This window comes from Kitasatospora sp. NPDC086791, from assembly GCF_040685975.1.
Lineage (GTDB): Bacteria > Actinomycetota > Actinomycetes > Streptomycetales > Streptomycetaceae > Kitasatospora.
On sequence record NZ_JBFBOC010000001.1, the window covers coordinates 547,822 to 572,584 of the forward strand.

24 protein-coding genes are annotated in these 24,763 nt (G+C 75.4%); 12 read left to right on the forward strand and 12 right to left on the reverse strand.

The features are described from left to right. The first annotated feature begins 439 nt into the window (after nt 1–439). The 3 genes from AB0Q99_RS02160 (at nt 440) to AB0Q99_RS02170 (ending at nt 5,441) form a co-directional block, all read left to right on the forward strand. On the forward strand, nt 440–1,111 hold the full coding sequence (locus tag AB0Q99_RS02160) for a lytic transglycosylase domain-containing protein (protein ID WP_363567526.1): 672 nt from the start codon (nt 440–442) through the stop codon (nt 1,109–1,111). Nucleotides 1,112–1,343: 232 nt separating this feature from the next. Then, nucleotides 1,344–2,348 (forward strand): glycosyltransferase family 2 protein, encoded by a 1,005-nt coding sequence (locus AB0Q99_RS02165; protein ID WP_363567528.1) that lies wholly within the window; start codon nt 1,344–1,346, stop codon nt 2,346–2,348. A 201-nt stretch (nt 2,349–2,549) separates the two neighbouring features. Beyond that, nucleotides 2,550–5,441, forward strand: coding sequence for an FAD-binding and (Fe-S)-binding domain-containing protein (locus AB0Q99_RS02170; protein WP_363567530.1), 2,892 nt, complete (start codon nt 2,550–2,552; stop codon nt 5,439–5,441). Nucleotides 5,442–5,571: 130 nt separating this feature from the next. Here the strand turns inward: AB0Q99_RS02170 and AB0Q99_RS02175 are convergent, their stop codons facing one another. After that, nucleotides 5,572–6,021, reverse strand: coding sequence for a CBS domain-containing protein (locus AB0Q99_RS02175; RefSeq protein WP_363567532.1), 450 nt, complete (start codon nt 6,019–6,021; stop codon nt 5,572–5,574). A 107-nt stretch (nt 6,022–6,128) separates the two neighbouring features. Beyond that, nucleotides 6,129–7,091 (reverse strand): SPFH domain-containing protein, encoded by a 963-nt coding sequence (locus AB0Q99_RS02180; RefSeq protein WP_363567534.1) that lies wholly within the window; start codon nt 7,089–7,091, stop codon nt 6,129–6,131. Between the two features lie 232 nt (nt 7,092–7,323). On the opposite strand from AB0Q99_RS02180, the gene AB0Q99_RS02185 reads away from it, so the two are divergent. Then, the gene (locus AB0Q99_RS02185) at nt 7,324–8,112 is read left to right on the forward strand and encodes a uracil-DNA glycosylase (protein WP_363567536.1); all 789 of its coding nucleotides are present in this window, start codon (nt 7,324–7,326) and stop codon (nt 8,110–8,112) included. Between the two features lie 7 nt (nt 8,113–8,119). On the opposite strand, the gene AB0Q99_RS02190 is transcribed toward AB0Q99_RS02185, so the two are convergent. Then, complete coding sequence (locus tag AB0Q99_RS02190; protein ID WP_363567538.1) at nt 8,120–8,893, reverse strand: SDR family oxidoreductase; 774 nt, start codon at nt 8,891–8,893, stop codon at nt 8,120–8,122. Between the two features lie 118 nt (nt 8,894–9,011). Between AB0Q99_RS02190 and AB0Q99_RS02195 the strand changes: the two genes are divergently transcribed. Further along, a complete protein-coding gene (locus AB0Q99_RS02195) occupies nt 9,012–9,896 on the forward strand; it encodes a helix-turn-helix transcriptional regulator (RefSeq protein WP_363567539.1) in 885 nt (294 codons plus the stop codon). 36 nt (nt 9,897–9,932) lie between these two features. Here the strand turns inward: AB0Q99_RS02195 and AB0Q99_RS02200 are convergent, their stop codons facing one another. Then, nucleotides 9,933–10,814, reverse strand: coding sequence for a CHAD domain-containing protein (locus tag AB0Q99_RS02200; protein WP_363567541.1), 882 nt, complete (start codon nt 10,812–10,814; stop codon nt 9,933–9,935). Between the two features lie 157 nt (nt 10,815–10,971). On the opposite strand from AB0Q99_RS02200, the gene AB0Q99_RS02205 reads away from it, so the two are divergent. From AB0Q99_RS02205 to AB0Q99_RS02215, 3 genes are all read left to right on the forward strand, one after another. Next, on the forward strand, nt 10,972–11,646 hold the full coding sequence (locus AB0Q99_RS02205; protein WP_363567542.1) for a hypothetical protein: 675 nt from the start codon (nt 10,972–10,974) through the stop codon (nt 11,644–11,646). A 173-nt stretch (nt 11,647–11,819) separates the two neighbouring features. Next, nucleotides 11,820–12,635: a thioredoxin domain-containing protein gene (locus AB0Q99_RS02210; protein ID WP_363567544.1), complete on the forward strand. Its 816-nt coding sequence runs from the start codon at nt 11,820–11,822 to the stop codon at nt 12,633–12,635. A gap of 114 nt (nt 12,636–12,749) precedes the next feature. Further along, nucleotides 12,750–13,400: a vitamin K epoxide reductase family protein gene (locus AB0Q99_RS02215; RefSeq protein ID WP_363567545.1), complete on the forward strand. Its 651-nt coding sequence runs from the start codon at nt 12,750–12,752 to the stop codon at nt 13,398–13,400. Between the two features lie 15 nt (nt 13,401–13,415). Here the strand turns inward: AB0Q99_RS02215 and AB0Q99_RS02220 are convergent, their stop codons facing one another. From AB0Q99_RS02220 to AB0Q99_RS02235, 4 genes are all read right to left on the reverse strand, one after another. Then, nucleotides 13,416–13,916 (reverse strand): NUDIX hydrolase, encoded by a 501-nt coding sequence (locus AB0Q99_RS02220; RefSeq protein ID WP_363567547.1) that lies wholly within the window; start codon nt 13,914–13,916, stop codon nt 13,416–13,418. Nucleotides 13,917–14,044: 128 nt separating this feature from the next. Continuing rightward, nucleotides 14,045–15,118, reverse strand: coding sequence for a serine hydrolase domain-containing protein (locus tag AB0Q99_RS02225; RefSeq protein WP_363567548.1), 1,074 nt, complete (start codon nt 15,116–15,118; stop codon nt 14,045–14,047). 57 nt (nt 15,119–15,175) lie between these two features. Next, nucleotides 15,176–15,694 (reverse strand): GNAT family N-acetyltransferase, encoded by a 519-nt coding sequence (locus AB0Q99_RS02230; protein WP_363567550.1) that lies wholly within the window; start codon nt 15,692–15,694, stop codon nt 15,176–15,178. 24 nt (nt 15,695–15,718) lie between these two features. After that, nucleotides 15,719–16,141, reverse strand: coding sequence for an ankyrin repeat domain-containing protein (locus AB0Q99_RS02235; RefSeq protein WP_363567552.1), 423 nt, complete (start codon nt 16,139–16,141; stop codon nt 15,719–15,721). A gap of 394 nt (nt 16,142–16,535) precedes the next feature. On the opposite strand from AB0Q99_RS02235, the gene AB0Q99_RS02240 reads away from it, so the two are divergent. The 3 genes from AB0Q99_RS02240 (at nt 16,536) to AB0Q99_RS02250 (ending at nt 19,115) form a co-directional block, all read left to right on the forward strand. Next, nucleotides 16,536–16,730, forward strand: coding sequence for a hypothetical protein (locus tag AB0Q99_RS02240; protein WP_049660046.1), 195 nt, complete (start codon nt 16,536–16,538; stop codon nt 16,728–16,730). Nucleotides 16,731–16,837: 107 nt separating this feature from the next. Beyond that, a complete protein-coding gene (locus AB0Q99_RS02245; protein WP_363567554.1) occupies nt 16,838–18,457 on the forward strand; it encodes a hypothetical protein in 1,620 nt (539 codons plus the stop codon). Between the two features lie 283 nt (nt 18,458–18,740). Next, complete coding sequence (locus tag AB0Q99_RS02250) at nt 18,741–19,115, forward strand: RNA polymerase-binding protein RbpA (protein WP_188300504.1); 375 nt, start codon at nt 18,741–18,743, stop codon at nt 19,113–19,115. 152 nt (nt 19,116–19,267) lie between these two features. Here the strand turns inward: AB0Q99_RS02250 and fxsA are convergent, their stop codons facing one another. The 4 genes from fxsA to AB0Q99_RS02270 all read right to left on the reverse strand — a co-directional run bounded on the left by fxsA (nt 19,268) and on the right by AB0Q99_RS02270 (nt 23,898). Next, nucleotides 19,268–19,846: an FxsA family membrane protein gene (gene fxsA, locus AB0Q99_RS02255; RefSeq protein WP_363567556.1), complete on the reverse strand. Its 579-nt coding sequence runs from the start codon at nt 19,844–19,846 to the stop codon at nt 19,268–19,270. Nucleotides 19,847–19,901: 55 nt separating this feature from the next. Then, nucleotides 19,902–21,548 (reverse strand): apolipoprotein N-acyltransferase, encoded by a 1,647-nt coding sequence (gene lnt / locus AB0Q99_RS02260; protein ID WP_363567558.1) that lies wholly within the window; start codon nt 21,546–21,548, stop codon nt 19,902–19,904. A gap of 240 nt (nt 21,549–21,788) precedes the next feature. Beyond that, a complete protein-coding gene (locus AB0Q99_RS02265) occupies nt 21,789–23,426 on the reverse strand; it encodes an amidohydrolase family protein (protein WP_363567560.1) in 1,638 nt (545 codons plus the stop codon). Between the two features lie 31 nt (nt 23,427–23,457). After that, a complete protein-coding gene (locus tag AB0Q99_RS02270; protein ID WP_363567562.1) occupies nt 23,458–23,898 on the reverse strand; it encodes an Lrp/AsnC family transcriptional regulator in 441 nt (146 codons plus the stop codon). A 229-nt stretch (nt 23,899–24,127) separates the two neighbouring features. Here AB0Q99_RS02270 and AB0Q99_RS02275 point away from each other — a divergent pair, with 229 nt between their 5' ends. Continuing rightward, a complete protein-coding gene (locus AB0Q99_RS02275) occupies nt 24,128–24,622 on the forward strand; it encodes a hypothetical protein (RefSeq protein WP_363567564.1) in 495 nt (164 codons plus the stop codon). The last annotated feature ends 141 nt before the right edge of the window (nt 24,623–24,763 follow it).

Below are 24,763 nucleotides of genomic sequence, written 5' to 3' on the forward strand. Positions count from 1 at the left end.
CGCGGGCCCGGGCCGGGCATCGGCGCCGGGCCCGGCCCGGACCGGGCCCGGCCGCTCACCGCCTGAAGAACGCAGGCCACCGCTCGTGTCGCCCTTGCGTTCCCCCGTCGACGCGGGCGCGCGACCCTCCAATGAACAATTCGGACAAATACCCACAAAGCCATCGCCCGCCCCTACCGCCCCCGCCCGGCGGCCACTACCCGGCGTAGTAGCGAGCGCCTTTGCGGCCCGTCGCGAGCCCTGCCAAGAATGGCCTGTCGCCACGGCAGTGCGGCCGATCCGATCCGATCCGCCGCGCAGCCCGCCCGCCCCGCCGCTTCCGCCGGGGCGCCCCGGCCGTCCCCGACGGCCGCGCGGGCCCCGCTCCCCCGGAGCCCGCGCGATGCCCCGTGCCCGGCACCACCGGCACGGCCCCCGACGGAGAAGGAACGCCCGCTTCATGCAGCTCAGCCATGCCCGCCGCAACTCCCTGATCACCGGCGTCGCCACCCTCGTGGTCGCGAGCGCCGCCACCGCCGCCCTCGCCATCCCGCAGGCCGGGAACACCGTCGAGGCCGCCGCCCCCGCGGCCGCCGTCTCGGTGGACGGCAAGCCGGTCACCGACCAGGCCCAGGCTGACACCGCTGCCGCTGCCCAGCAGGCCGCCCAGCAGGCGCAGGCCGCCCAGGCCGCCCAGGCCCAGGCCCAGGCCCAGGCGGACGCCGCCGCCCAGGCGCAGGCCCAGGCCCAGGCGCAGGCGCAGGCGGACGCCAAGGCCAAGGCCGACGCCGAGGCCGCCGCCTCCCGCTCCCAGGAGCGCCAGAACCTGGCCCCCGCGGCCTACTCCGGCACCCCGCAGCAGATCGCCGCGCAGATCGTCCCGGCCGGCCAGCTGCAGTGCTTCAGCAACATCGTGTTCCGCGAGAGCAGCTGGAACCCGCTGGCCGTCAACGCCTCCTCCGGCGCCTACGGCCTGGTCCAGGCCCTGCCCGGCTCCAAGATGGCCTCCGCGGGCGCCGACTGGCGCACCAACCCGGCCACCCAGATCAAGTGGGGCCTGAACTACATGAACACCCGCTACGGCAGCCCCTGCGCCGCCTGGTCGTTCTGGCAGAACCACCACTGGTACTGAGCCGGCCCCCGGCCCGCGCCCCCGGCCCGCGACGCACCGGCGTCGCGGGCCTCGCCGCACCACCGCCCCGCGCCACCGCCCCGCGACCCCGCACGGTCACCGCCTGTCGTGGACGCGTCCGGAAGGTGACGTGAAGATATGGCGCACGGTCGTACGATTTGCCGTCATTGCTCGTAATTACACGCCGTCAGGGCTTTGCCACGGTTCGCGCGCCCACTTACGCTCCGGCATCATGCCCTCACCCGTGATCAGCGTCGTGCTCCCCGCCTACGACCAGCACAAACAGCTCGCCGACTGCCTGGACTCGCTGCTCGCCCAGTCCCTCGCCGACGTCGAGGTGATCGTGGTCGCCGACCGCTCCCCCGAGACGGCGGGCGAGCTCGCCGACGCGTACGCGGAGCGGCATCCGCGGGTGTCCGTGCTGCACCTGAACGCGGCGGTCGGGGTCGGGGTGAGCCGCAACGCGGGGGCGGCCCGGGCGAGCGGCGAGTACCTGCTGTTCCTCGACGCCGACCACCTGCTGCCCCCGGACGCCCTCCGGGCGCTGGCCGACCGGCTGGAGCAGACCGGTCCGGTCGACGTGCTGCTGTTCGGCCACACCCGCCGGCACAAGGACCGGGACTGGCCGGGCGGGGCCGAGGCGCTGCTCGCCGAGGTCGGCCCCGAGCCGTTCGCACCCTTCGACCGCCCCGCGCTGTTCGGCGCGCCGCCGCTGGTCTGGGACCGGCTGATCCGCCGCGGCCACTGGGAGGATCTGGGGCTCGCCTTCCCGGACGGCCGCTACCAGGAGGTCCCGGTGGTGCACGCGGCCCTGCTCGGCGCGCGGAAGGCCGCCGTGCTGCCGCGCGAGTGCGTCCAGCTGCGCCGCCGGGAGACCGTCCACCCGGCCGGCGGGCCGGGCAGCAGCGTCTTCGACCTGTTCGACCAGTACGAGCGCAGCTTCGCCCTGCTGGAGGACCAGCCGCACCTGTACGCGGTGCGCGACGCGCTGTTCGTCCGGATGGTCCGGCACTACCTGTTCGTCTTCGACCTCGCCGGCTGCGTCAGCCGTGCCGAGCGCCCGCAGTTCTTCCACCGGGCCGCCGAGCACCACCGCCGCTTCCAGCCGCCGGGCCACCGCCGGCCGGGCGGCCGCGAGGGGATCAAGTTCTCGCTGCTGGCCGGCGGCGCCTACCCGGCGTTCGAGGTCGCCAAGCTCTCCCACATCGCGCGCGGCACCATCACCGGGCGGAAGTAGCCGGCCCCGAACGGGCCGGTGAGGCCGCCCGGGCCGTCGGGCGCGGAGCCGGTGATCACGGCCGCGGAAGTGCCGGACGACACCCCGTCGGCGGGTGGTACCCCCGTACCGGTGGTACCCCCGTCGTGCCCGGTACCCGCACGGCCGGACGCCTGCGATCATCGGCGGAGCCGTGTCGCCGCACCGCCCGGGAGGTCCCTGGTGAGCCGTCCGTCCGCCGACCCCGGGGCCGAGCTGGCCCGTGAACTGGCCGCCGTGCTGCGCGGGGAGGTCCGTTTCGGCGCCGCCGAACGGACCGTCTACGGCCACGACGCCTCCAACTACCGGCAACTGCCGCTCGGCGTGGTCAAGCCCGCCGACCCGGACGACGTGCGCACGACGCTGGCGCTGTGCCGCGAGTACCGGGTGCCGGTGGTGCCGCGCGGGGCCGGGACCAGCATCGGCGGCCAGGCGATCGGCCCGGGCGCGGTGGTGCTGGACTTCCGCCGTCACCTCGGCGAGGTGCTGGAGGTCGACCCGGAGGCCCGCACCGCCCGCGTCCGGCCCGGCACCGTCCTGGACGACCTCCAGCGCGCCGCCAGGCCGTACGGGCTGCGCTTCGGCCCGGACCCGTCCACGCACAGCCGCTGCACCGTCGGCGGCATGATCGGCAACGACTCCTGCGGCGCGCACTCGCTCGCCTGGGGCCGTACCGCCGACAACGTGGAGCAACTGGAGCTGCTGCTCGCCGACGGCACCGAGCTGACCGTCGGCGGCCGGCTCGACGCCGGGGAGCGCGCGGCGCTCGCCGGGCTGCCCGGCCGGGTCGGCGGGCTCCACCGGCAGCTCCAGGAGTTCACCGACGGCAACCTCGCCGTCATCCGGCAGGGCATGCCCCGGCTGCCGCGCCGCGTCTCCGGGTACCCGCTGGACGCGCTGCTGCCCGAACACGGCCACCACCTCGCCCGGGCGCTCACCGGCACCGAGGGCACCTGCGCGCTGCTGCTCGGCGCCACCGTCCGCCTCGTCGAGGACCCGCCCGCGCGCGCCCTCGTGGTGGCCGGCTACCCCGACGAGGGCGCCGCCGCCGACGCCGTCCCCGCGCTGCTGCCGTTCGGGTCGCTGACCGCCGAGGGCATGGCGGCCGACCTGATCGCCGCGCTGCTCGCGGCCGGCCCCCGCCCGCCCGCACTGGACCGGATGCCCGCCGGGGAGTGCTGGCTGTTCCTGGAGACCGGCGGCGCCACCGCGCTGGAGGCCTACCGGGCCGCCCGCCGGCTCGCCGACGCGGTGCGCCGCGAACGCTCGGCCGCCGTCGCCCTGGTCACCGACCCGGCCGAGCAGCGCGGGCTGTGGGCCGTCCGGGAGGCCGCCGCCGGGATCGTCACCCGGCTGCCCGGCGGCGGGGAGGCCTGGCCCGGCTGGGAGGACTCCGCCGTCCCGCCCGAGCGGCTCGGCGACTACCTGCGGGACCTGCGCGCCCTGCTGCGCCGGCACAGCCTGCGCGGCGTCCCGTACGGGCACTTCGGCGAGGGCTGCGTGCACCTGCGGATCGACTTCCCGCTGGACCAGCCCCACGGGGTGCTGGTCTTCCGGGAGTTCCTGGAGCAGGCGGCCGATCTGGTGGTCTCCCACGGCGGTTCGCTCTCCGGCGAGCACGGCGACGGGCAGGCCCGCGCCGAACTGCTGCCGCGCATGTACCCGCCCGGAGTCATCGACCTCTTCGGCGCGTTCAAGCGGATCTGGGACCCGGAGAACCTGCTCAACCCGGGCGTCCTGGTGGACCCCCGCCCGCTCGACGCCGACCTGCGCTTCGTCACCGCCCCGCGCCGCCCGCTGCCGCTGACCCTGCCGTACGAGCAGGACGGCGGCAGCCTGGCCAAGGCGGTGCACCGCTGCGTCGGCGTCGCCAAGTGCGTGGACCCGACCACCGGGGTGATGTGCCCGAGCTACATGGCCACCGGCGAGGAGCGGCACTCCACCCGGGGGCGGGCGCGGCTGCTCGCCGAGATGCTGCGGGGGGACGCGATCCCCGACGGCTGGCGCTCCGAGGAGGTCCGGGAGGCGCTGGACCTCTGCCTGAGCTGCAAGGGCTGCGCGAGCGACTGCCCGGTCCACGTCGACATGGCGACCTACAAGGCCGAGTTCCTGTACCAGCACTACCGGCACCGGCCGCGCCCGCGCTCGCACTACGCGATGGGCCGGCTGCCGCTCTGGCTGCGCGCCGTCGCGCTCGCGCCCGGCGCCGCCAACGCCCTGGTCCGCTCGCCGCTCGGCGGCCCGATCAAGCGGCTCGGCGGGATCGACCCGCGCCGGGTGCTGCCGGTGTTCCCGCCGGAGACCTTCACCGCCTGGTACCGGCGGCACCGCGCCGCGCACCCGGCCCCGGCGGGCGCCCGCCCGGTGCTGCTCTGGCCGGACACCTTCTCCGAGCACCTGCAGCCGAACGTGCCGCGCGCGGCCGTCCGGGTCCTGGAGCACCTGGGCTTCGACGTCCGGCTGCCCGCGGGCCCCGTCTGCTGCGGCCTCACCTGGCACTCCACCGGCCAACTCGACGCCGCCCGGCGGGTGTTGCGGCGCAGCCTGGGCACGCTGGCGGCGGACGACCTCCCGACCGACACCCCGGTGGTCGGCCTGGACCCCAGCTGCACCGCCACCCTGCGCGAGGATCTGCCCCGGCTGCTCGGCCCGGACGGCCGCCCGCTCGCCCAGCGCACCCGCACCTTCGCCGAGTTCATCGACGAGTACGCCCCGGACGCCCCGCTCCCGCACATCCCGCTGGACGCCGTCACCCAGACCCACTGCCACCAGCACGCGGTGCTCGGCACCGCCGCCGACCGCCGGGTGGAAGCCCGACTGGGCCTGCGCAACCGGGTGCTGGACTCCGGCTGCTGCGGACTCGCGGGCAACTTCGGCTTCGAAAAAGGCCACTTCGAGGTGTCCGCGGCGATCGCCGAACGAGTCCTCCTGCCCGAGGTCCGAGCAGCCGGCCCACGGACGGTGGTGCTGGCCGACGGCTTCAGCTGCCGCACCCAGATCACCCAACTCGCCGACGGCCGCCGAGCCGTGCACCTGGCCGAACTGATCGCACGGGCCTTGCGACCCCCGAAGTGACGACCCCGCGAACCGCGGCCGGCGGGCGGCGCGACCACCGGGCCCGCCCCGCGCGCAGGCGGCGGAGCGCCCTGGCGCACGCCCTGGGCTGAGCGTGCCGGCCCACGACGTCCGGCGGCGGGCGGTGGGGTCAGCCCGGGGTGGTCGTCGTGGGTGCCTCCTCCGCGCAGACCGCCGAGACGAACTCGGCGACCCTCGCCTGGGGCATGCCGCGGGCGATGTCCGCCTCGCTGATCATGCCGACCAGCTTGTGCTCCGGGTGGTTGATCACCGGCAGTCGGCGCACCTGGTACTGCTCCATCACCCGCAGCACCTGCTCGCAGTCCTCGTCCGCCTCCACCGTCATCGGTCGCCCCTGCGCCAGTTCCCCGGCCGTCACCGACGCCGGGTCGCGACCCTCGGCGACACAGCGCAGCACGATGTCGCGGTCGGTCACGATGCCCAGCAGCTTGTCGCCCGGTCCGCAGATGGGCAGGGCGCCCACGTCGCGTTCCCGCATGATCCGGGCGGCGGCCGCGAGCGTCTCGTGCTCGCGGATGCACTCCGCGCCCGGGTGCATGATGTCGCTGGCTTTGGTCATGGTCCGCCTCCTGACCTGGCTTCCTCCCCCTGTCCATCGTGGTCCGGGCGCGTGGCCGACGCCACCGGGCGCACCGCTCGGTGCTCCGCGTCCGCCTCGGTACCGGCTCAGCGCTCGGCCCGCCCGTCCGGCGAGTCCGTTTCCTCCAGCGGTGAGCGCTCCAACAGTTCTTCCAGCGGCGGAGGTTCGTGCTGGGGCGGCTCCTGGTCGAGCTCGCCTTCCGGGATCTCCCCGCTCTCCACCGCCTCCTCCACGGCCTTCGCCCCGGCGGCGACCGCGGCGGCCGTCAGCAGGTTCCGCTGCTGGACCTCCGTCGCGCTCTCCAGGAAGCGCAGCAGTTCCACCGGGAAGGGCAGCACCAGCGTCGAGTTCTTCTCCGCCGCCACCTCCACCACGGTCTGCAGCAGCCGCAGTTGGAGCGCGGACGGGGTCACGCTCATCACCGCCGCCGCATCCGACAACCGCTGCGAGGCCTGGTACTCGCCGTCCGCCGTGATGATCCGCGCCCGCCGCTCCCGCTCGGCCTCCGCCTGGCGGGCGATCGAGCGCTTCATCGACTCCGGCAGCGCGACGTCCTTGATCTCCACCCGGTCGATCTCGATGCCCCAGCCCAGCGCCGGACTGTCGATCATCAACTCCAGCCCCTGGTTGATCGGTTCGCGGTTGGCCAGCAGGTCGTCCAGCTCGCTCTTGCCGATGATCGAGCGCAGCGACGTCTGCGCGACCTGGGAGATCGCGAAGTTGTAGTCCTGCACGTTGACCGTGGCCTTCACCGGGTCCTCCACGCGGAAGTAGACCACCGCGTCCACCCGCACGGTCACGTTGTCCCGGGTGATGCCCTCCTGCGCCGGGATCGGCATCGTCACGATCTGCACGTTCACCCGGCGCAGCCGGTCCGCGACCGGCATCAGTGCCACCAACCCGGGCTCGCGCACCTCGTCGCGCACCTTGCCGAAGCGGAACACCACGCCCTTCTGGAACTGCTGGACCACCCTGAGGCTCAGGCCCGCCCAGATCACCCCCAGCCCGACCAACCCCCCGAGGACCCCCAGCACCGCATTGACGATCATCGCGGCCTCCTCGCGGCCAGCGCGCACCGGCTCGTCCGGCCACCGCCGGCCCGGTCGGGGCCGGGGGCCGCCGGAGCAACCGCTTCCACGCTACGTCTGCCCGGCGGCGGCCGGATCGAACCGGGACCGAACGGCCCTATCCCGGAGGAACCGGAGAAAGCGGATGAAGCGGAGAAGAGCGAAGGAAGGGATGGCTGCCCGCGACCCCGGGACCGGCCCCTAGGATCGGGCCATGCCGATCACGGCCACGCCGCCGTCCCCCGCCGACGACCCGAACGACCCCCGCCACCCCGCCGAGGCCGCCGCCCGCGCCGGCGGCCTCGCCGCGCTGGACCGGGTCGTCACCGGCTGCCGGGCCTGCCCGCGCCTGGTCGAGTGGCGCGAGGAGACCGCCCGCACCAAGCGCCGCGCCTACCGGGACTGGGACTACTGGGCCCGCCCCGTCCCCGGTTTCGGCCCGCCGGACGCCCCGCTCGTCCTGGTCGGCCTCGCCCCCGCCGCCCACGGCGCCAACCGCACCGGGCGGATCTTCACCGGCGACCCCTCCGGCGACCTGCTCTACGCGGCGCTCCACGACCTCGGGCTCGCCAACCGCCCGCACTCCGTCCGCCACGGCGACGGCCTGGAGCTGTACGGCGTGCGGATCACCGACCCGGTCCGCTGCGCCCCGCCCGACAACAAGCCGAGCACCGTCGAACGGGACACCTGCCGCCCCTGGATCACCCGCGAACTGCGGCTGCTGCGTCCGACCGTACGGACCGTGGTCGCCCTCGGCGGCTTCGCCTGGCAGGCCCTGCTGCCGGTGGTCGCGGACGCCGGCTGGCAGGTCCCCCGGCCTCGGCCCGTCTTCGGCCACGCCGCCCGGGTGGACCTCCCCGCCCGTGACGGCGGCCCGCCACTGCGGCTGTACGGCTGCTACCACGTGAGCCCGCGCAACACCAACACCGGCCGGCTGACCACCGCGATGCTCCGGGACCTGCTGCGGGACGCGGCCCGTTCGGCCGGTCTCACCCCCCGGTAGCCGGCCCTCAGTCGAACCGGCGGGTGGCCGTGATCCCGCCGTCCACCGGCAGGGTCACGCCCGCCACGTAGGACGCCCGGTCGCTCAGCAGCCAGGCCGCCGCCTCGGCCACCTCGACGTCCAGGCCCGGCCGGCCCAGCGGGGTGGACCGCGCCACCAGGGCGCCGAACTCCGGGCCCGCCGTGAAGAACGGCTCGGTCCCCGGCGTGCGCACGACCCCGGGCGCGACGGCGTTGACCCGGATGCCGTGCCGGGCGTAGTCGGCGGTGGCCGCCTTCACCAGGCCGGTCAGGCCGTGCTTGGCGGCCTGTTGGGCGCCGTCGCCGAAGCCCCCGACCAGGGCGCCCACCCCGGAGTTGAGCACCACCGCGCCGCCGCGCCCGGCCGCCGCCAGCACCCGCAGCTGGGCCCGCAGGCAGAGCCAATTGCCGCGCAGGTTGAGCGCGTGGGCGTCGTCCCACTCCGCCTCCGAGCGCTCGGCGAGCGGGGCGGGTGCCGAGCCGTTGCCCGCGTTGTCGAAGGCCGCGTCCAGGCGGCCGAAGGCCTTCAGCGCGGCCTCCACCGTCCGCTCGGCGCCGTCGGCCGTGGTCAGGTCGGCGGCGACCGCCACCGCCTCGGCGCCGGTGGCCGTCAGCTCGGTGGCCAGCGCCTCCACCTCCGGCGCGGAACGGGCGGCGAGCACCAGCAGCGCGCCCTCCCGGGCGAACAGCCGGGCGGCGGCCGCGCCGATGCCGCGGCCGGCGCCGGTGACGATCGTGACCTTGTCGTCGAGAAGTCCCATGCGGCGAGCCTGCCGCCGCGTCCGCCGGCCCACCAGCGGCCGGGCGTTCCCCGGGAGCGGTCTTCCTGGGACAGCCGGGTCCTGGTTGATCAGGCCCGGGTGTGGCAGCGTGGCGCGCATGCCCGAGACCCCGCTGGGCGCCTTCCTGCGCGCCCGCCGCGCCCGACTCGTGCCCGCCGACGCGGGCCTGCCCACCGCCGGGCACCGCCGCACGCCCGGGCTGCGCCGCGAGGAGGTCGCCGCCCGCGCCGGGATCTCGGCCGACTACTACGCCCGGCTGGAGCAGGGCCGCCAGCGGGTGCCCACCGGCCCCGTCCTCGACGGTCTCGCCGAGGCCCTGCAGCTCGCCGGTCCCGAGCGCGCCTACCTGCACCGACTGGCCGCCCGGCACGGCCGCCCGGCCCCGCCGCCCGCCGAACCCCCGGCCCTCCCGGCGACCACCCTCGCCCTGCTGGACACCCTGGACGCCGCGCCCGCCTTCGTCACCGGCCCGACCTTCGACCTGCTGGCCTGGAACCGCCCCGCCGCCCTGCTGATGGCCGGGCCGGAGCGGCGGCCGCCGCACGAACGCAACCTGCTGTGGCAGGTGTTCTGCTGCCCGTACCGGGACCGCTCCCAGGGCAACGTCGCCGCCGACGGCTCGATCGGGGCCGACCTGGTCGCCTCCCTGCGCGCCCACCACGCCGACCGTCCCCGCGACCGCGCCCTGCTCGCCCTGGTCCACCGGCTGTCCGCCGACAGCCCCGTCTTCGCCGCCCTCTGGGACCACCACCGCGCCGCCCCGCCCCGGCCCGGCCGCCTGCACGTCCGCCACCCGGACCTGGCCGCCGACGTCCTGGACTACACCGTCCTCCCGCTCCCCGAGGAGGGCCGGCACGTCTTCGCCTTCCTCGCCCCACCCGACAGCCCGACCCGCCACGCCTTCGCCGCCGCCCGGCACGCGGGTCCGGGGCCGCGCCCGGGCGCGGCCCCGGACCCGGCCTCTGGTCGGACGCCCGTCTGACCGGAACCGCCGACCGCCCGCGCCCCGCCGCGCGCGTCACCCGAACCGCGCCAGCTCCGGCTTGCCCGCCCGCTTCCACACCCCCGGCAGCCGCTCGCGCGCCGTCGCCTCGGCGGCGAGCTGGCAGCCGTACAGGACGCCGTAGCCGAAGGGCTCGGCGTCGGCCACTGGCCGGGCGGCCAGGGTCGCGGCGGCGACCACCGCGTCCTGGTGATCGCCCAGCACCTCCTGGACGGCCTTCATCCGCTCCGCGTACCGCTCGGCCCGCGCCCCGGCCACCGGGACGGCGGCCTCACCGGCGTAGCGGGCGCGCTTGGCGGCCTTGCGGGCCTCGTGCAGCGCGCGGTCGCGGTCCTCGGGAGCGGCGGCGGCGAGGGCCGCCCGGACCCGCTCGGCGGTGCGGTGCTGTTCGCGGGCGGCGATCCGGGACAGCTCGGGAAGGGCCGGGCGGGCGGCGCGACGGCGCAGCGGCGGGTCGGCGAGGAGGGTGGCGAGCGCGTCGCCGAGGGCGCGGCGGCGGGGGCTGTCGACGGCGGCGACCACCTCGGGCCGGATCCGGCGGTACTCGGACTCGCCCCACCGCTCCAGGGCGGCGGCGACCCGCTCCGGCCCGCACTCGGCGGGCAGCTCGCGGGCCTGCGCGGCCAGCCGTTCGACCAGCACCTCCAGGTCGCGGGCGCCGCCGAGGGCGGCGGCCAGCCAGCGCAGCTCCACGACCAGCTGTTCCGTCGTGCCGGGGGCGAACAGTCGCCGGAAGGTCCGCAGGGCGCTGCGCAGCCGCCGGCAGGCGACCCGCATCCGGTGCACCGCGTCCGGTACGTCGGCCCGGACGGCGTCGTCCAGGCCGGCCAGCACCGCCGCCTGGGCCTCGACCCGGGCCAGCAGCACCTGCCCGACCGTGGTCTCGGGTTTCGCCATGCGCGTCCATCCCCTCGTCGGGGCCGCCGGGAACGATTCCAGGCTAGTCCGGCCACGGCCGCTGTCGACCCCGCGTCCCGGTGAGGGGGTGTCAGGAGGAAGGCAAGGGCCGATGTGCCCTCGTGCCGGGTGTGAGCGCCGTGGCATACTCCGGAGCGTGACGACCTCCTCCCCGACGACCAGGGCCCTGCGGGCCGCGGTGTTCACCGCGCTCGCCGTGCCGATGGCCGCGTTGGGCCAGGTGGTCATCACGGGCCGTCCGCTGCCGCTGTCGCTGGTGGCCTCGGCGTGCGCCGTCGTCTTCCTGATCGCGGCCGCGCTGGCCGGCGGGGAGCGGCGGATGCTGCACATCTCCGCCGTGCTGGTGCCGGTCGAGCTGCTGCTCAACACGACGTTCAACCTGGGCCAGACCACCTGTGGGCCGGTGCTGTCCGGGCAGGTCCCCGCGCGCGGGGTGAACCTGCTGGTCTGCGGCGGCGGCTCGATGGACGGGTCGCTGCTCTCCGGCTCGCTCGGCCACTCCGGGCAGTTGGCCCCGGCCATGACCCAACTGCTGCTCCTGCTGGTGCACCTGGCGATCGCGCTGGCCGCCGCCGCCTGGCTGCGGATGGGCGACTCGGCGCTGTCCGGCCTGGCCCGGGCGCTGCGCGCGCTGCGCGAGTCGCCGGCCCGGGCGCTGCGCGCCCTGCTCGTCCTGCTGGTGCCCGGCCCGGTGCGCCCGGTGCTGCGGGTGCCGCTGCCGGTGTCGGACCGCCCGCGGCCGCGCCGCGAGGACGTGGTGCTGAGCCCGGCTCCCCGGCGTGGCCCGCCGGCCTTCGCGCCTGCCTGCTGATCGTCTCCGTACCGGTCACCTCCCCGTACGCCGATCCTCTCCGTGCCCGGCCGTTCCCCGGCCCCCGTACGCCCGCAGGCAGTGCGCACGACTCCCGCGTTCCCCGACCCCGCCGCACCCCCGGTGCGGTTCCCCGCGCGCACCCGCGCGCCGCGTACAGGAGTTGACTCCCCATGACCCAGGCCCCCGGCAAGCAGCAGGCCAAGCGCATCAGTGCCCGTGAGCGGATCCAGGAGGCGCAGCGCCGCGAGCAGCAGTCCGCCAAGCGCCGTCAGCGGATCGTGGTGACGGTCTCCGCCGCCGTCGTGCTCGCCCTGGCCGGCGGTGTCGCCGTGGCGATCAACTCGGCCTCGGGCAAGGACGACAAGGGCGACGCGGCCGCGGCCCCGACCGCGCTGGTCGTCCCGGCGAACGCGGGTGGCCCGAACGGCACGGTGATCACCTACGGCAAGGCCGACGCCCCGCACACCATGGAGGTCTACGAGGACTTCCGCTGCCCGGTCTGCAAGCACTTCGAGGCGACGAACGGCGAGACCGTCAAGAAGCTCACCGAGGACGGCCAGGTCAAGGTGGAGTTCCACCTGGCGGCGTTCCTGGACAAGAACCTCGGCGGCAAGGGCTCGCGCACCGCGCTGGCCGCCGCCGGCGCCGCGCTGAACGAGGGCGTCGACAAGTTCAAGCAGTTCCACGACGTGCTGTACGCCAACCAGCCGGACGAGCGCGAGGACGGCTTCGGCGACGTGAACCACCTGCTGGACCTGGCCGGTCAGGTGCCCGGGCTGAAGACCGACGCCTTCGTGAAGGCCGTCACCGACAAGACGTACGCCCCCTGGGCGGCCAAGGTCGCCGACGCGTTCAACGACAGCGGGGTGACCGGCACGCCGACGGTCAAGGTGGACGGCAAGCCGGTGACCCTGTTCGCCGGCAACGCCGTGGCCTCGCCGGAGCAGTTCACCGCTCAGGTCAAGCAGGCCGCCGGCCTGCAGTAGTCGGCCCCGGGGCCCGGACCCCGGGCCCCACCGCATCGCACCGTACGGCACCACCGGCCCGGCCGAACCCCGGCCGGGCCGGCCCCTCCCAGCCAGCCACCGGAGTGTGCTGCCATGTCCGCCGCTACCACCGTGCACCCCGCCCGTTCCGCTCCCGACACCGCCGGCCGGACCCCGATCGGGGCGAGCCGGGCCTACGCGATCCTGCTGTTCCTCGGCGGGCTGATCGGGTTGGCAGCCTCGGCCGTCCTGACCTTCGACAAGCTCCGGATCCTGGAGAACCCCTCCTACGTCCCCAGTTGCAACATCAATCCGATCATCAGCTGCGGCTCGGTGATGCGCACCGAGCAGGCGGAAGTGTTCGGCTTCCCTAACCCGCTGCTCGGCCTGGCCGCCTTCGGCGCCCTGGCGGCGATCGGCGCGGGGCTGCTCGCCGGTGCCGCGTACCGGCGCTGGTTCTGGCTGGGCCTGAACGCGGGCACCGCGCTGGGCGTGGTGTTCGTGCACTGGCTGGTCGACCAGGCGCTGTACGACATCGGTGCGCTGTGCCCGTACTGCATGGTGGTGTGGGCGACGGTGGTGGTGCTGTTCTGGTACACCACGCTGCACAACCTGCGCAGCGGCGTGATCCCGGTGGGACCGCGCCTGCGGGTGGTCGTCCGGGAGGCGGCCCGGTACCACTGGGCGCTGCCGGTGCTGTGGGCGGCGGTGATCGCGCTGCTGGTGCTCAACCGGTTCTGGTACTACTGGAGCACCCTGCTCTGATCGTCGGATCATCCGTCACCCCAGGTATCCCGCCGAGTGGAGCAGCGCGGCGGCGCCCGTCCGCCGGGCCTCCAGGGCCCCGGTGAGCCGGCGCGCCGCGCAGGGGTGCAGCAGGGCGGCCGCCTGCGCGGGCGTGAACCAGCCGTGGTCGGCGATCTCCTCGGCCTGCAGCCGGACCGCCGCGCCCGGCTCGGCCGTCCCGCCGTCGAACATGAACTGCACGGCGGGGTGGGCGTGTTCGCCCTGGTCGGGGATCGCGTCGCGCCACTCCACCACGAGCAGTCGCAAGCCGCCCGCCACCAGGCCCGTCTCCTCCAGCAGTTCGCGCGCCGCGCACTCGGCGGGCCCCTCCCCCGGGTCCATCCCGCCGCCGGGGAACTGCCACTGGTCGCGGTAACTGGCCTTCAGCAGCAGGACCTTGCCGGCGGCGTCGGTGAGCAGCACGCTGCAGCCGACGTAGGCGCGCACCAGCCGGGCGAGCCACTCCTCCTCCGAGAGTGCCCAGGTGTCCGTCATCGCGCCTCCTCCGCCGGGTGCCGTTCTCGTGGACACTCTGCCGCGATCCCCGCCCGGCAAACGGCGGTCCGCACTCGATCACCCGAACGAGTGCCGTCGGTGACTCAGCCCCGCACCGCGCCGCCGTCTCAGCCGAACACCGCGCCCCGGTAGGCGTTGCGCAGATCGGTCAGCGGCTGGGTGACCCGGTCGTGGTGCACCTTGTTGGTGAGCAGCAGCGCCCAGCGGCCGAGCCGCCGGGAGACCCAGAAGCCGGTCCCGGTGAAGCCGTAGTGGACGAAGGTGCCCTCGGCCGGCTCGGTGCCGGGGGCGTACAGCCAGGAGAGCCCGCGGGCGGGCCGCAGCCCGCCGGTCTGCTCGCGCAGCGACTCCCCGGTCCACGCCGCGCCCCAAGGGGCCCCGGGCGGCGGGGCGAGCAGCGCGGTGAGGAAGCGGGCGAGGTCGCGGGCGGTGGAGAAGGCCCCGGCGTTGCCGGAGACGCCGCCGAGCAGCCGGGCGGAGGGGTCGTGGACGACGCCGCGCAGATGGGCGCCGGCCCGCTCGTCGTACTCGGTGGGCGCCGTGCGGTCGGTGAGCGCGCCGTCGAGCGGCCCGTACCGGGTGTCGGCCATGCCGAGCGGGTGCCAGGCCCAGCGCGCGGCGAGCGCGTCCAGCGGGGCGCCGCCGAGGTCCTCGACCAGGTGGCCGAGCAGTACGGCCGCGCGGTCGGTGTACTCGACGGCCGTGCCGGGAGCGCGGTGCAGCGGCGCGGCGACCACCCCGGCCCGGATCGCCGCGGGCTCGCGCCCGTAGAGCTGCTCGAAGCGGGTGTACGGGAGCATCCCGGCCGTGTGGGCGAGCAGTTGCCGGGCCGTCACCGCACCGACGGGCCGGCCCGCGGCCGGTGGCCACCAGCGGCCGAGCGGCTCGTCCAGCGGCAGCCGCCCGGACTGCCAGAGCACCCCGGCGCAGGGCCAGAGCGCGACCACCTTGGTGAGGCTGGCGAGGTCGTACAGCGTGTCGGGGCCGGGCGCGAGCCGCGCGTACCGGCCCTGCCCGAGCACGCCGTGGCTGCCGCCGCCGAGCGTGCCCCCGGCGTCGCCGACGGCCCAGACGGCGCCCGCCCCGATCGTGCGCACGCCCGTGCGGACCAGCCGGTCCAGCGCCCCGCCCGGGGCGGCCAGGTCGGGGAGCCGGTCGGCTCCGGGTGCTCGGTGGCTCATCCCGTCCCCCAGGGCCGGTCGTCAGGGCGACCGGAGCCTACCCGGCGGGGCGGCCGCTCAGACCGCCGCGCCGAGTTCCTTGCCGAGGCAGACGCTCAGCGGGTGGTCCCGGTAGAAGCCGAACTTCCGGATCGGGGTGTAGCCCTCGGACTCGTACAGCGCGATGGCCTCGGGCTGCTCGGTGCCGGTCTCCAGGACGAACCGGGTGCGCCCGGCCTCGACCGCGGTCCGCTCCAGGCGGCGCAGCACCGCGCGGGCCAGGCCGCGGCCGCGGGCGTCCGGGACGACGAACATCCGCTTCAGCTCGGCGTCGCCGTCGCGCAGCCCGTCCTCCGGATCGGCCTGCTTGGCCCGCCACCCGCCGCAGGCGACCGGGCGGCCGTCCAGGTAGGCGATCAGGAACAGTCCGGCCGGCGCCTCGAAGTGCTCGGGGTGCATCTCGGTGAAGTCGGGGTCGCCGTAGCGGCGGACGTACTCCTGTTGCACCTCGGCCGAGAGGGCCTGGGCATCGGGGTGCGCGTAGCCGGTGATGCGGAAGTCGACGGTGCCGGTGTCCCTGGTGGCGGTGGTGTCCATGGTCGAAAAGCCTACGATCCCCGATCAGCTGACCTCGAACCGGGCGACCAGGTCCTCCTTGCCGAACATCCGCGCGGTGTCGAGGGCGCTCGGCGTGCCGGCCCGCGGGTCGGCGCCGCCCGCCAGCAGGACGTCGAGCACGTCCTCGGCGCCCTTGAAGACGGCGCCGGCCAGCGGGGTCTGGCCGCGGTCGTTGGCGAGGTCCGGGTCGGCGCCGTGCCGGAGCAGCACCTCGACCGTGCCGGCGTGGCCGTGGTACGCGGCGAGCATGACGAGGGTGTCGCCGCGGTCGTTGGCGAGGCCGGCCGGGGCGCCGGCCTCCAGGTAGGCGGCCAGGGTGCCGGTGTCCCCGGCCCGGGCGGCGTCGAAGAGCTTCCCGGCCAGCGCGATGACCTCGGCGTCGGGGGCGTCGGGGGCGTCGGGCTGCTGGCTGGCGGCGTCGGTCATGGCGGGCGGCCTTTCCGGTCGGGTCGTCGGGCGGTCTCGGGGCTGCGCCCGGGGCGCGGTAGCGGCCGCCGCCGGAGCGGGCCAGCCGGGTCCGTGATCCGGATGACGGCCGGTGCCCGCCACGACACGCGGCCCCGCGGGTCGCGCAGCCATTCGAGCGAACTTCCCGGACCCCCCGGAAACTTCCCGCCCACCCACCGGGAATGCCTGGACGCACCGAATCCCCAAGCGACCGGCCCCCACCGGGCCGGTTCGCATACCGCCGTCCGGCTTCCGGATCGGTATTGAACGGCAGAACCACCCATTTGCCCCGTTCCATCATCTATTACTTTTTGTCACGATTAGTGAACTTTCCGTAACACCCCCGCTTGTCCCCCCTCCCGAGGAGCGGATCGTGATCCTCTCGATTTCCGGCATCGTTCTGTTCGGCACCATCGCCTTTCTCTTCTTCCGCAGGGACGGACTAAAGGTCTCCCACGCCATCGTCTGCGCCCTGTTCGGCTTCTACATCGCCGGCTCGTCGATCGCCCCCAGCATCACCGCGGGCGGCGCCAGCCTCGCGAGCCTGCTCAGCGGCATCAGGTTCTAGCCGCCGCCACTCCCCCGTACCGGCCCGGGCGCGGATCCCACCGCCCCGGGCCCCGTCGTACCCCACCCCCGCACCCCACCCGTCCCACTCGCCCGGGGAGTCAAGGAATGCCGCTCCACCGCCACCTCAGCAAGGGCCGCGAGTTCGCCCGGACCGCCGGTGACCACGCCTCCGACATGTTCGCCCCGCTCTCCGTCCTCGGCCGCGGCGTGCGCCACCAGATCGCCTGGGCCAAGGCCCGCTGGCAGGCCACCCCCAAGGAGCGCCGCGGCCCGACGGTCTTCCTGACCGCCGCGATGCTGGTCGGCATCTACCTGCTGCCGCACGGCCTGCTGTTCGCCCTGGTCGCCCTGATGGCCAGCGCGGCCTGGGCCGGACGCTCCCCCAAGGCGCCGCCGGCCCCGCCCGCGCCGGACGTCGCCGACGTCAAGCTCGGCGCCCTCTACGCGGCGCTCACGCCGTACCTGTGCGGCCCCGAGGACCCCAACCCGCTGTACCACTTCGAGGGCAGCTACAAGAACGCCTTCGGCTCCTGGGAGTTCGACGGCGAGGGCCGGCTCTCCCGGCTGGAGCTGGGCTACCCCGCGTACTTCACCGACACCGAGCCGGCCGCCCGGGCCCGGATCGAGCAGGTCGTCCAGGGCAAGGCCGGCCGGGCCAGGGAGTACCGCTTCGACTGGGACGAGGAGTCCAACCGGCTGCGGATCGCCGCGCTCGCCCCGCTGCCCACCGACGTCGTCGCCCAGCGCTTCGTGGCCGCCCCCGGCGAGATCGTGCTGGGCTTCACCGACGAGGACGGCACCGCCCGGACCATCCCGGTCGGCCGGGGCGGCGCGATCGTCCAACAGCCGCCGGTGGTCTGGCGCACCGGCCCGCGCTCCTCGGAGCCGCACCTGCTGGCGCTCGGCGTCACCGGCTGCGGCACCTCCAGCCTGCTCCGCTCGATCGCGCTGCAGGCCCTCCCGTACGCCGACCTGGTGGTGGTCGACGGCGCGGGCACCGGGGAGCACGCCTGCCTGGTGAACCGGCCCGGCGTGCACACCGTGGAGACCAGCCTGCACGGCGCGCTGGCCGCGCTGGAGTGGGCCGCCCAGGAGACCGACCGCCGGCTCACCGCGCTCAACGCCGCCCGGCAGGCCGGCTCCGCCCCGCCCGAGGACGCCACCCGGCCGCTCTGGCTGCTGCTGGACCACCCGACCGAGCTGAGCGAGCTCGCCCAGGCCGAGGGCCGGCCCGATCCGCAGGACCTGCTGGAACTCCCGCTGCGGCACGGCCGGGCCGCCCGGGTCACCGTGGTGGTCGCCGACGACCTGGAGGCCCGGGACCGGCTCACCCCGACCGTCCGCGCCACCACCCGGGCCCGCGTGCTGCTCGGCCCGGCCGGCCCGGACGAGGGCCGCGACGCGCTCGGCGCGCCGCTGGACATCGTGCCCGCCGCCCACGCCCCGGTCGGGCGCGGCTACGCTCGGATCGGCAACGGCGCTCCGGTCCGGCTGCAGGTGCCCGCCACCGTCGATCCGCTGGACGACGAGGCCCCGGCCCAGCTGCGGGACGCGGTCATCGCACTGCTGCCGCACCGCGACACCCGCACCGAGGCGGCGGCCGCCGCCGTACCGCCCCGCCCGGAGCGTCCGCCGCTGGTCGCACCGGTCGACCCGGTCGATCGGGCGCACCCGATCGACCTGGCCAAGGACGCGCCGATGATCCGCTCGCGCCCGATCTCCTGACCGGGCACGGCTCGGGATCGGGGTCGGCGGACACTGTCGGAACCCGCCCCGGTACGCTCGTCACAGAAAGTCCGCACGATCACCAGATGTGAAATAGGTGACACCCGGGGTGATATCACCGGCCAGATGTGACAAATCGGGCGTGGGTGGGTACAAACAGGGGCGGCACGACAGACGACGCATGTCCCGGGACGGGAATCTTCGTCGGAAGCCGAGCGTTGACCGAACGACGAAGAACAGCGACCACTAGTCCTGTGGGCCATAAGCCCGGGAGGCACGATTCATGAGCGAGCGAGCTCTCCGCGGCACGCGACTCGGGGCCACTAGCTACGAGACCGACCGTGGTATCGATCTGGCTCCCCGCCAGACCGTCGAGTACGCATGTCAGAACGGACACCGATTCGAGGTTCCTTTCTCGGTCGAGGCGGAGATCCCCTCGACCTGGGAATGCCGCTTCTGTGGCCAGGAGGCAGCGCTTCTCGACGGTGACGAGCCGGAGGAGAAGAAGACCAAGCCGACGCGCACCCATTGGGACATGCTGATGGAGCGCCGGACGCGCGAGGAGTTGGAGGAGGTACTGGCCGAGCGGCTGGCCGTGCTCCGCTCCGGCGGGATGAACCTCGCGGTGCACCCGCGGGACACCCGCAAGAGCGCCTGACCTCGCTCCCGCCCCGCGCGGGAGGACGCGAAAAGGGACCCTGGCTTCCAGGGTCCCTTTCGCGTTGCCCGCTCCCGTGCGGTGCGCCCGTTCCCGTCCGCACCCGGCGGCCCGGCCGCTCCTCGCGGGGCCGGGCCGGGGCCGGGGGCCGGTCAGCCGGTGATCGGCGGGCGGTAGGTGGTGTCCGGGCCCTGCGGGCCGCGCGGGCCGGTCTCGGGCTCGACGACCTCGCCCTGGATCACCTTGCCGTCCGGACGGTGGATCCGCAGCTGCTCCTGCAGCCGCACGGCGTCCGCCAGCGGGTCGGCGCCGACGCCGGCGGTGCTGTGCAGCGCCTTGTCGGCGAGCCGGCGCCCGGCCACCCGCCACAGCGCCCGGGTCGGCGGGAACAGCAGGGTCAGGGCCAGCAGGTCCGACAGGAAGCCGGGGACGATCAGCAGGACGCCCGCCAGCACCGTCATGCTGGTGCCGGTCTGCGGCTGCCGGGACTGCGGGTTCTTGCTCTGCTCGATCGCCGCCGACAGCGCCTTCGTGCCGGCCCGCTTGATCAGCGACCCGCCGATCAGGGCGCCCGCGAGGAGCAGCACCAGGACGGCGAGGCCGCCCAGCCACGAGCCGACCTGGACCAGCAGCCAGATCTCCAGTACCAGCCAGGCGGTGATCAGCAGCGGCAGCACCCGGCGGAGCCTGCCGCGCGGGGCCGGACGGGTGGGGGTTGCTTGCTGCGTCACGGTACGGATCCACTCCCTGCGGTGCTCTGCGCGCCGCACGGGAGGTCCGGGCCGGCTACGGCACCACCTGGTCCAACGCGTCCTGCCCGGCCGGTGTTCCGGCGGACGCCTTCCGGCGGCGTCCGACCAGCACCGCGGCGCCGACGGCCAGCAGGCCGCCGATCGCCAGCGTCCACTCCGGGGCGGCGCCGACCTCGTCGGCCACCGTGGTGCCGTCGCGCAGCGGGACGGTCGCCGACAGCTCGGCCGGGGTCAGCTCCGCGGTGCGCTGCTGGACGGTGCCGTCCGGGGCGATCACCGCGCTGATGCCGCTGGTGGCGGCGATCAGCACCGCCCGGCCGTGCTCGACGGCCCGCAGCCGGCTCATCGCGAGCTGCTGCTCGGGCTGGCCGGTCTTGGCGTAGGTCGCGTTGTTGGTCTGGACGACCAGGACGCGGGCGCCGCTGTCCACGGTGTCGCGGACGATCTCGTCGTACGCCACCTCGAAGCAGATGACGTCGCCGATCCTGGCCGGGCCGAGCTGCATCACACCGTTGTGGTCGCCGGGGTAGAAGTCCCGGGCGACACGCTGGAGGCGGGTGATCACTTTCATCAGCTGGGCGCGGAAGGGCACGTACTCGCCGAACGGGACGGGGTGCTGCTTGGTGTAGGAGGCGCCGGGGCCGGTCTGCGGGTCCCAGACGATGCCCTCGTTCTGGACGTGCTGCGCGTCCGGGCCGTCCACCAGGGTGCCGACCAGGGTCGGCACGCCCACGGCGCGGACGGCCTCGTCGATGCGCTCCCGGGCGAGCGGGTCGCTGAACGGGTCGAGGTCGGAGGAGTTCTCCGGCCAGATCACGATGTCGGGGCGCTGGACCTTGCCGGCCTCGATGTCGGCGGCCAGGCGCTCGGTGGCCGAGGCGTGGTTGTTCAGGACCATCATCGGGCGGCCCAGGAAGTCCATGCCCGGGTTGGGCACGTTGCCCTGGACGATGGCGACCTTCACCGTGTCGGCCGCCGCGGTGGGCACCGGGACGAGGTAGCCGGCGAGCAGCGCGGCCACCGCTCCGAGCGCCGCCAGGGCGGCGGCCCTCCGGGCCCGGCGCGGCCCGCGCAGGCGCAGCGCGGCCCAGGCGAGCAGGGCGCCGCAGAGGGCGACCCCGAAGGTCACCAGCGGCGCGCCGCCGAGCGCGGCGAGCGGGGTGAACGGGGTGGCGGTGTTGGCGAAGGCGAGCCGGCCCCAGGGGAAGCCGCCGAGCGGCAGCCGGTCGCGGGCCCACTCCTGGGTGATCCACAGGCAGGCCGCCCAGAGCGGCCAGCCGGGCAGCCGGGAGGTCACCGCCAGCGCGCCGCCGAGGAGCGCCAGGAACAGCGCCTCGACGACGGACAGGCCGATCGTGGCGTCCCAGCCGACCACCCGCAGCCAGCTGAGCAGCATCAGGAAGAACGGCAGGCCGAACGCGAAGCCCGTCCACAGGCCCTGGCGGAAGGTGCGGCCCCGGGTGAGCAGCGAGAGCGCGGCGACGCCGAGCAGCGACAGCGGCCACAGGTCGTACGGCGGGAAGGCGAGGGCGAGCAGCAGGCCGGACAGCGCCGCCAGTCCGGTCCGGGGCAGGCCGGCCCGGACCTTGGCGAGGGCGCGGGCGCCGCGGCCCGGTCGGGGTGCCGGTTCCTGGGGCTCGGGCACGGTCCCGGACCGCTCCTGGGTGACGGGAATGGCCACCGGCGCACCATCTTCCTGGGGGCTTGCTGTTCGGACGCTGTGCGAAGAAGGTACCCCGGAACGTCGGCGGGACGTGAGGTCAGGGTGCTACGGCCGAACCGGGGCCGCCCGCCCCGGTTCGGACCGGTTCGCCCCCGGTCCGGCCCCACCGGTACGGGCGGCGGGCATCGGCGGACACCGGCGGGTGGGGCGTCGTGGTGAGCGCCCCACCGGCCGGTGCGCCGCGGCCGGGCCCGGGGTTCAGCCCTGGTGGACCGTGCGGCCGCGGACCACCGTGCGCAGGCAGACCGGCAGCGGGTGGCCCGGGGTGAGGTCGGGCAGGCCGGGGGTGCCGGAGCGCGGGTCGGTGGACCAGCCCGCGACCCGGGAGTCGGGGGCCTGGACGACCAGGTCGCCGGCGGCCCAGATCGCGTAGCTGGCGACCGCGCCGGGCACCAGCACGCCGTCCTGGTCGCGGCCGATCGCGCGCCAGCCGCCGCGGGTGTGCGCGGTGAAGGCGGCGCGCACCGAGATCCGGTGCTCCGGGGTCCGGTGGAAGGCCGCCGCCCGGACGGTGCCCCAGGGGTCGAGCGGGGTGACCGGGGCGTCCGAACCGAAGGCCAGCGGGACGCCGGCCCGCAGCAGGGCCGCGAAGGGGTTGAGGGCGGCCGCCCGCTCGGCGCCCAGGCGCTGGACGTACATGCCCTCCGGGCCGCCCCAGGCGGCGTCGAAGGCGGGCTGGACGGAGGCGGTGAGGCCGAGTTCGGCGAAGGCGGCGACGGACTCGTCGTCCAGCGCCTCGGCGTGCTCGACCCGGTGGCGCAGGGCCTTGACCCGGCCGGCGCCGACCCGCTCGCCCGCCGCCCGGACGCCCTCGACGACCGCCGCGACGGCCGCGTCGCCGATCGCGTGGAAGCCGGCCTGCAGCCCGGCCTCGGTGCAGGCGGCGACGTGGTCGGCGACCTGCTCGGCGCTCAGGTAGGCGGTACCGGTGTGCTCGGCGTCGGTGTACGGGGTGTGCAGACAGGCCGTCCGGGAGCCGAACGCGCCGTCCACGAAGAGGTCGCCGCCGGCGCCCACCGCACCGAGCCGGCGGGCCGTCTCGACCCCGCCCAACTCGCCCCAGTAGCCGAAGACTTCGGGCCCCTCCTGGTCGGCGGCCAGGGCCAGCAGGGCGGCCAGGTCCTGCTCGGAGGAGATCTCCGGGCCGGCGCACTCGTGCAGGGCGCCGATGCCGAGTTCGGCGGCACGGGCCAGGGTGGCGCGCTGGGCGCGGCGGCGCTGCTCGGGGGTGAGGCGGGCGAGCGCGGTCTGCCGGACGGCGTGGTGGGCGTCCTTGGCGAGCGGGCCCTCGGGGTGGTGGCCGGGCCGCTCGGCGAGGCCCTCGGTGAGGGTGCGCAGCGCGGTGGTGGCGAGCGCGGAGTGCACGTCGGTGCGGGAGAGGTAGAGCGCGGCGCCCCGGGCGGCGGCGTCGAGTTCGGCGAGCGTGGGCGGGCGGCCCTCGGGCCAGCCGCTCTCGTCCCAGCCGTGGCCGATCAGCACGCCGCCGGGCTCGGACCGGTCGACGAAGGCGGTGACGGCCGCCAGGGCGGCGGCCAGCGAGGGGCTGCCGGTGAGGTCGAGGCCGGTGAGCGCCAGACCGGCGGCGGTGGCGTGCACGTGGGCGTCCACGAAGGCCGGGGTGACCAGGGCGCCGTCCAGCTCGACGATCTCGTCGGCGGTCGCGGTGTACGCCTCGGCGGCGCCGTCGCTGCCGACCCAGGCGATGTGCTCGCCCTCCACGAGCATCGCGGTGGCGAAGGGGTCGGCGGGGCTGTAGACGGCGCCGCCGCGCAGCAGGACGGTTCGTGGGCCCCTCCGGCCCGAGGGCGGGCCAGGAGGGAGGGTGCGTTCGGTCATGCGGCCAAGTCTGCACCCCTGCCGTTCGGGCTCAGAGCTTCGGGGGTCGTGCCTCGTACGGGGTGGAGAGGACCACGGTGGTGCGGGTGGAGACGCCGGCGGCGCTGCGGATGCGGGCGAGCAGGTCCTCCAGGTCGCCGGGGGCGCCGACGCGGACCTTGAGGATGTAGTTCTCGTCGCCGGCGACGCTGTGGCAGGCCTCGATCTCGGGCAGGCCGGCCAGGCGTTCCGGGGTGTCGTCCGGGGCGCTGGGGTCGAAGGGTTTGACCGAGATGAACGCGGTCAGCGCCAGGGCGACGGCGTCGGGGTCGATGATCGCGGTGTAGCCGCGGATCACCCCGCGCTGTTCGAGGCGGCGCACGCGCTGGTGCACCGCCGAGGTGGACAGGCCGGTGGCCTTGCCCAGGTCCGTATAGCTCATCCGGCCGTCCTCCAGGAGCAGCTGGACGATGCGTTGGTCGAGATCCTCCACAGTCCGCAAACCTACCCGGTCGGGGGCACGGGGGGCGCACGAGGTGGCACGGGGAGCGATCGCAGGTGTCAGACGGGCACGTGCCGGGTGAATGTGGCACGGGATGTGGCCAAGGACACACCCGGTGCATCACGGTGCACAACAGCGCAGGATTATGAGTCCGGATCACAGGGAAGTGCTGGTTGTGGCCCTGGACGACCACGCCGGGCCCGATCCTAGGGGGATCCTCATGCCTGCTACTGACCAGCGCGTGCTGGGCGCCGACGAGACCGACGATACGACCGGCCGCGACGACCTCGCGGTCGACCACGCGACGGACACCAGCCCCGGCACGGCCGAGGCCTGGGACCTCTTCCGGGTCAACTGCCCCGAGTGCCGCCGCCCGATCGCCCTGGTGGAGGACGAGGAGCGGCTGCCGCAGCACGCCCTGCTGCCGACCGCCTGGAACCCCTTCGCCCCCGCGATCTGCCCGGGTTCGGGCACGCCCACCGACGACCTGGCGGAGGTGGAGGCGCCGGAGGACGCCGAACCGACCGGGTTCGACGCGCTGTTCAAGCTCCCGAACGGGCTGGACTGGCGCACCCAGCCGTTCTCGCACGCGGTGGCGCACTGCCCGGTGCGGATCGCCGCGGTCGACCCGGCGGGGCCCGCCGCCCCCTCGGCCCCGACCCTCGCCGCGCTCCGCTCGATCCCGGAGCAGCGCCGCCGGCTCGTCCGGCGCTGACCGACCGTGCCGCACGGGTGAGTTGACGCCCCGCCAGGAACGCCTCCGGCCGTCACTCCGCACCCTGGAGTGACGGCCGGAGGCCGTTGGGGGGAAGGCCCTGGCCTTCGGCGCGCGCCGGCTCCGCGGCGGTCACCCGCC

Coding starts and splice junctions, on each gene's coding strand:
- AB0Q99_RS02160 (WP_363567526.1), top strand. CDS start 440: ATGCAGCTCAGCCATGCCCGCCGCAACTCCCTGATCACCGGCGTCGCC.
- AB0Q99_RS02165 (WP_363567528.1), top strand. CDS start 1,344: ATGCCCTCACCCGTGATCAGCGTCGTGCTCCCCGCCTACGACCAGCAC.
- AB0Q99_RS02175 (WP_363567532.1), bottom strand. CDS start 6,021: ATGACCAAAGCCAGCGACATCATGCACCCGGGCGCGGAGTGCATCCGC.
- AB0Q99_RS02180 (WP_363567534.1), bottom strand. CDS start 7,091: ATGATCGTCAATGCGGTGCTGGGGGTCCTCGGGGGGTTGGTCGGGCTG.
- AB0Q99_RS02185 (WP_363567536.1), top strand. CDS start 7,324: ATGCCGATCACGGCCACGCCGCCGTCCCCCGCCGACGACCCGAACGAC.
- AB0Q99_RS02190 (WP_363567538.1), bottom strand. CDS start 8,893: ATGGGACTTCTCGACGACAAGGTCACGATCGTCACCGGCGCCGGCCGC.
- AB0Q99_RS02195 (WP_363567539.1), top strand. CDS start 9,012: ATGCCCGAGACCCCGCTGGGCGCCTTCCTGCGCGCCCGCCGCGCCCGA.
- AB0Q99_RS02200 (WP_363567541.1), bottom strand. CDS start 10,814: ATGGCGAAACCCGAGACCACGGTCGGGCAGGTGCTGCTGGCCCGGGTC.
- AB0Q99_RS02210 (WP_363567544.1), top strand. CDS start 11,820: ATGACCCAGGCCCCCGGCAAGCAGCAGGCCAAGCGCATCAGTGCCCGT.
- AB0Q99_RS02215 (WP_363567545.1), top strand. CDS start 12,750: ATGTCCGCCGCTACCACCGTGCACCCCGCCCGTTCCGCTCCCGACACC.
- AB0Q99_RS02220 (WP_363567547.1), bottom strand. CDS start 13,916: ATGACGGACACCTGGGCACTCTCGGAGGAGGAGTGGCTCGCCCGGCTG.
- AB0Q99_RS02225 (WP_363567548.1), bottom strand. CDS start 15,118: ATGAGCCACCGAGCACCCGGAGCCGACCGGCTCCCCGACCTGGCCGCC.
- AB0Q99_RS02230 (WP_363567550.1), bottom strand. CDS start 15,694: ATGGACACCACCGCCACCAGGGACACCGGCACCGTCGACTTCCGCATC.
- AB0Q99_RS02235 (WP_363567552.1), bottom strand. CDS start 16,141: ATGACCGACGCCGCCAGCCAGCAGCCCGACGCCCCCGACGCCCCCGAC.
- AB0Q99_RS02245 (WP_363567554.1), top strand. CDS start 16,838: ATGCCGCTCCACCGCCACCTCAGCAAGGGCCGCGAGTTCGCCCGGACC.
- AB0Q99_RS02250 (WP_188300504.1), top strand. CDS start 18,741: ATGAGCGAGCGAGCTCTCCGCGGCACGCGACTCGGGGCCACTAGCTAC.
- AB0Q99_RS02265 (WP_363567560.1), bottom strand. CDS start 23,426: ATGACCGAACGCACCCTCCCTCCTGGCCCGCCCTCGGGCCGGAGGGGC.
- AB0Q99_RS02275 (WP_363567564.1), top strand. CDS start 24,128: ATGCCTGCTACTGACCAGCGCGTGCTGGGCGCCGACGAGACCGACGAT.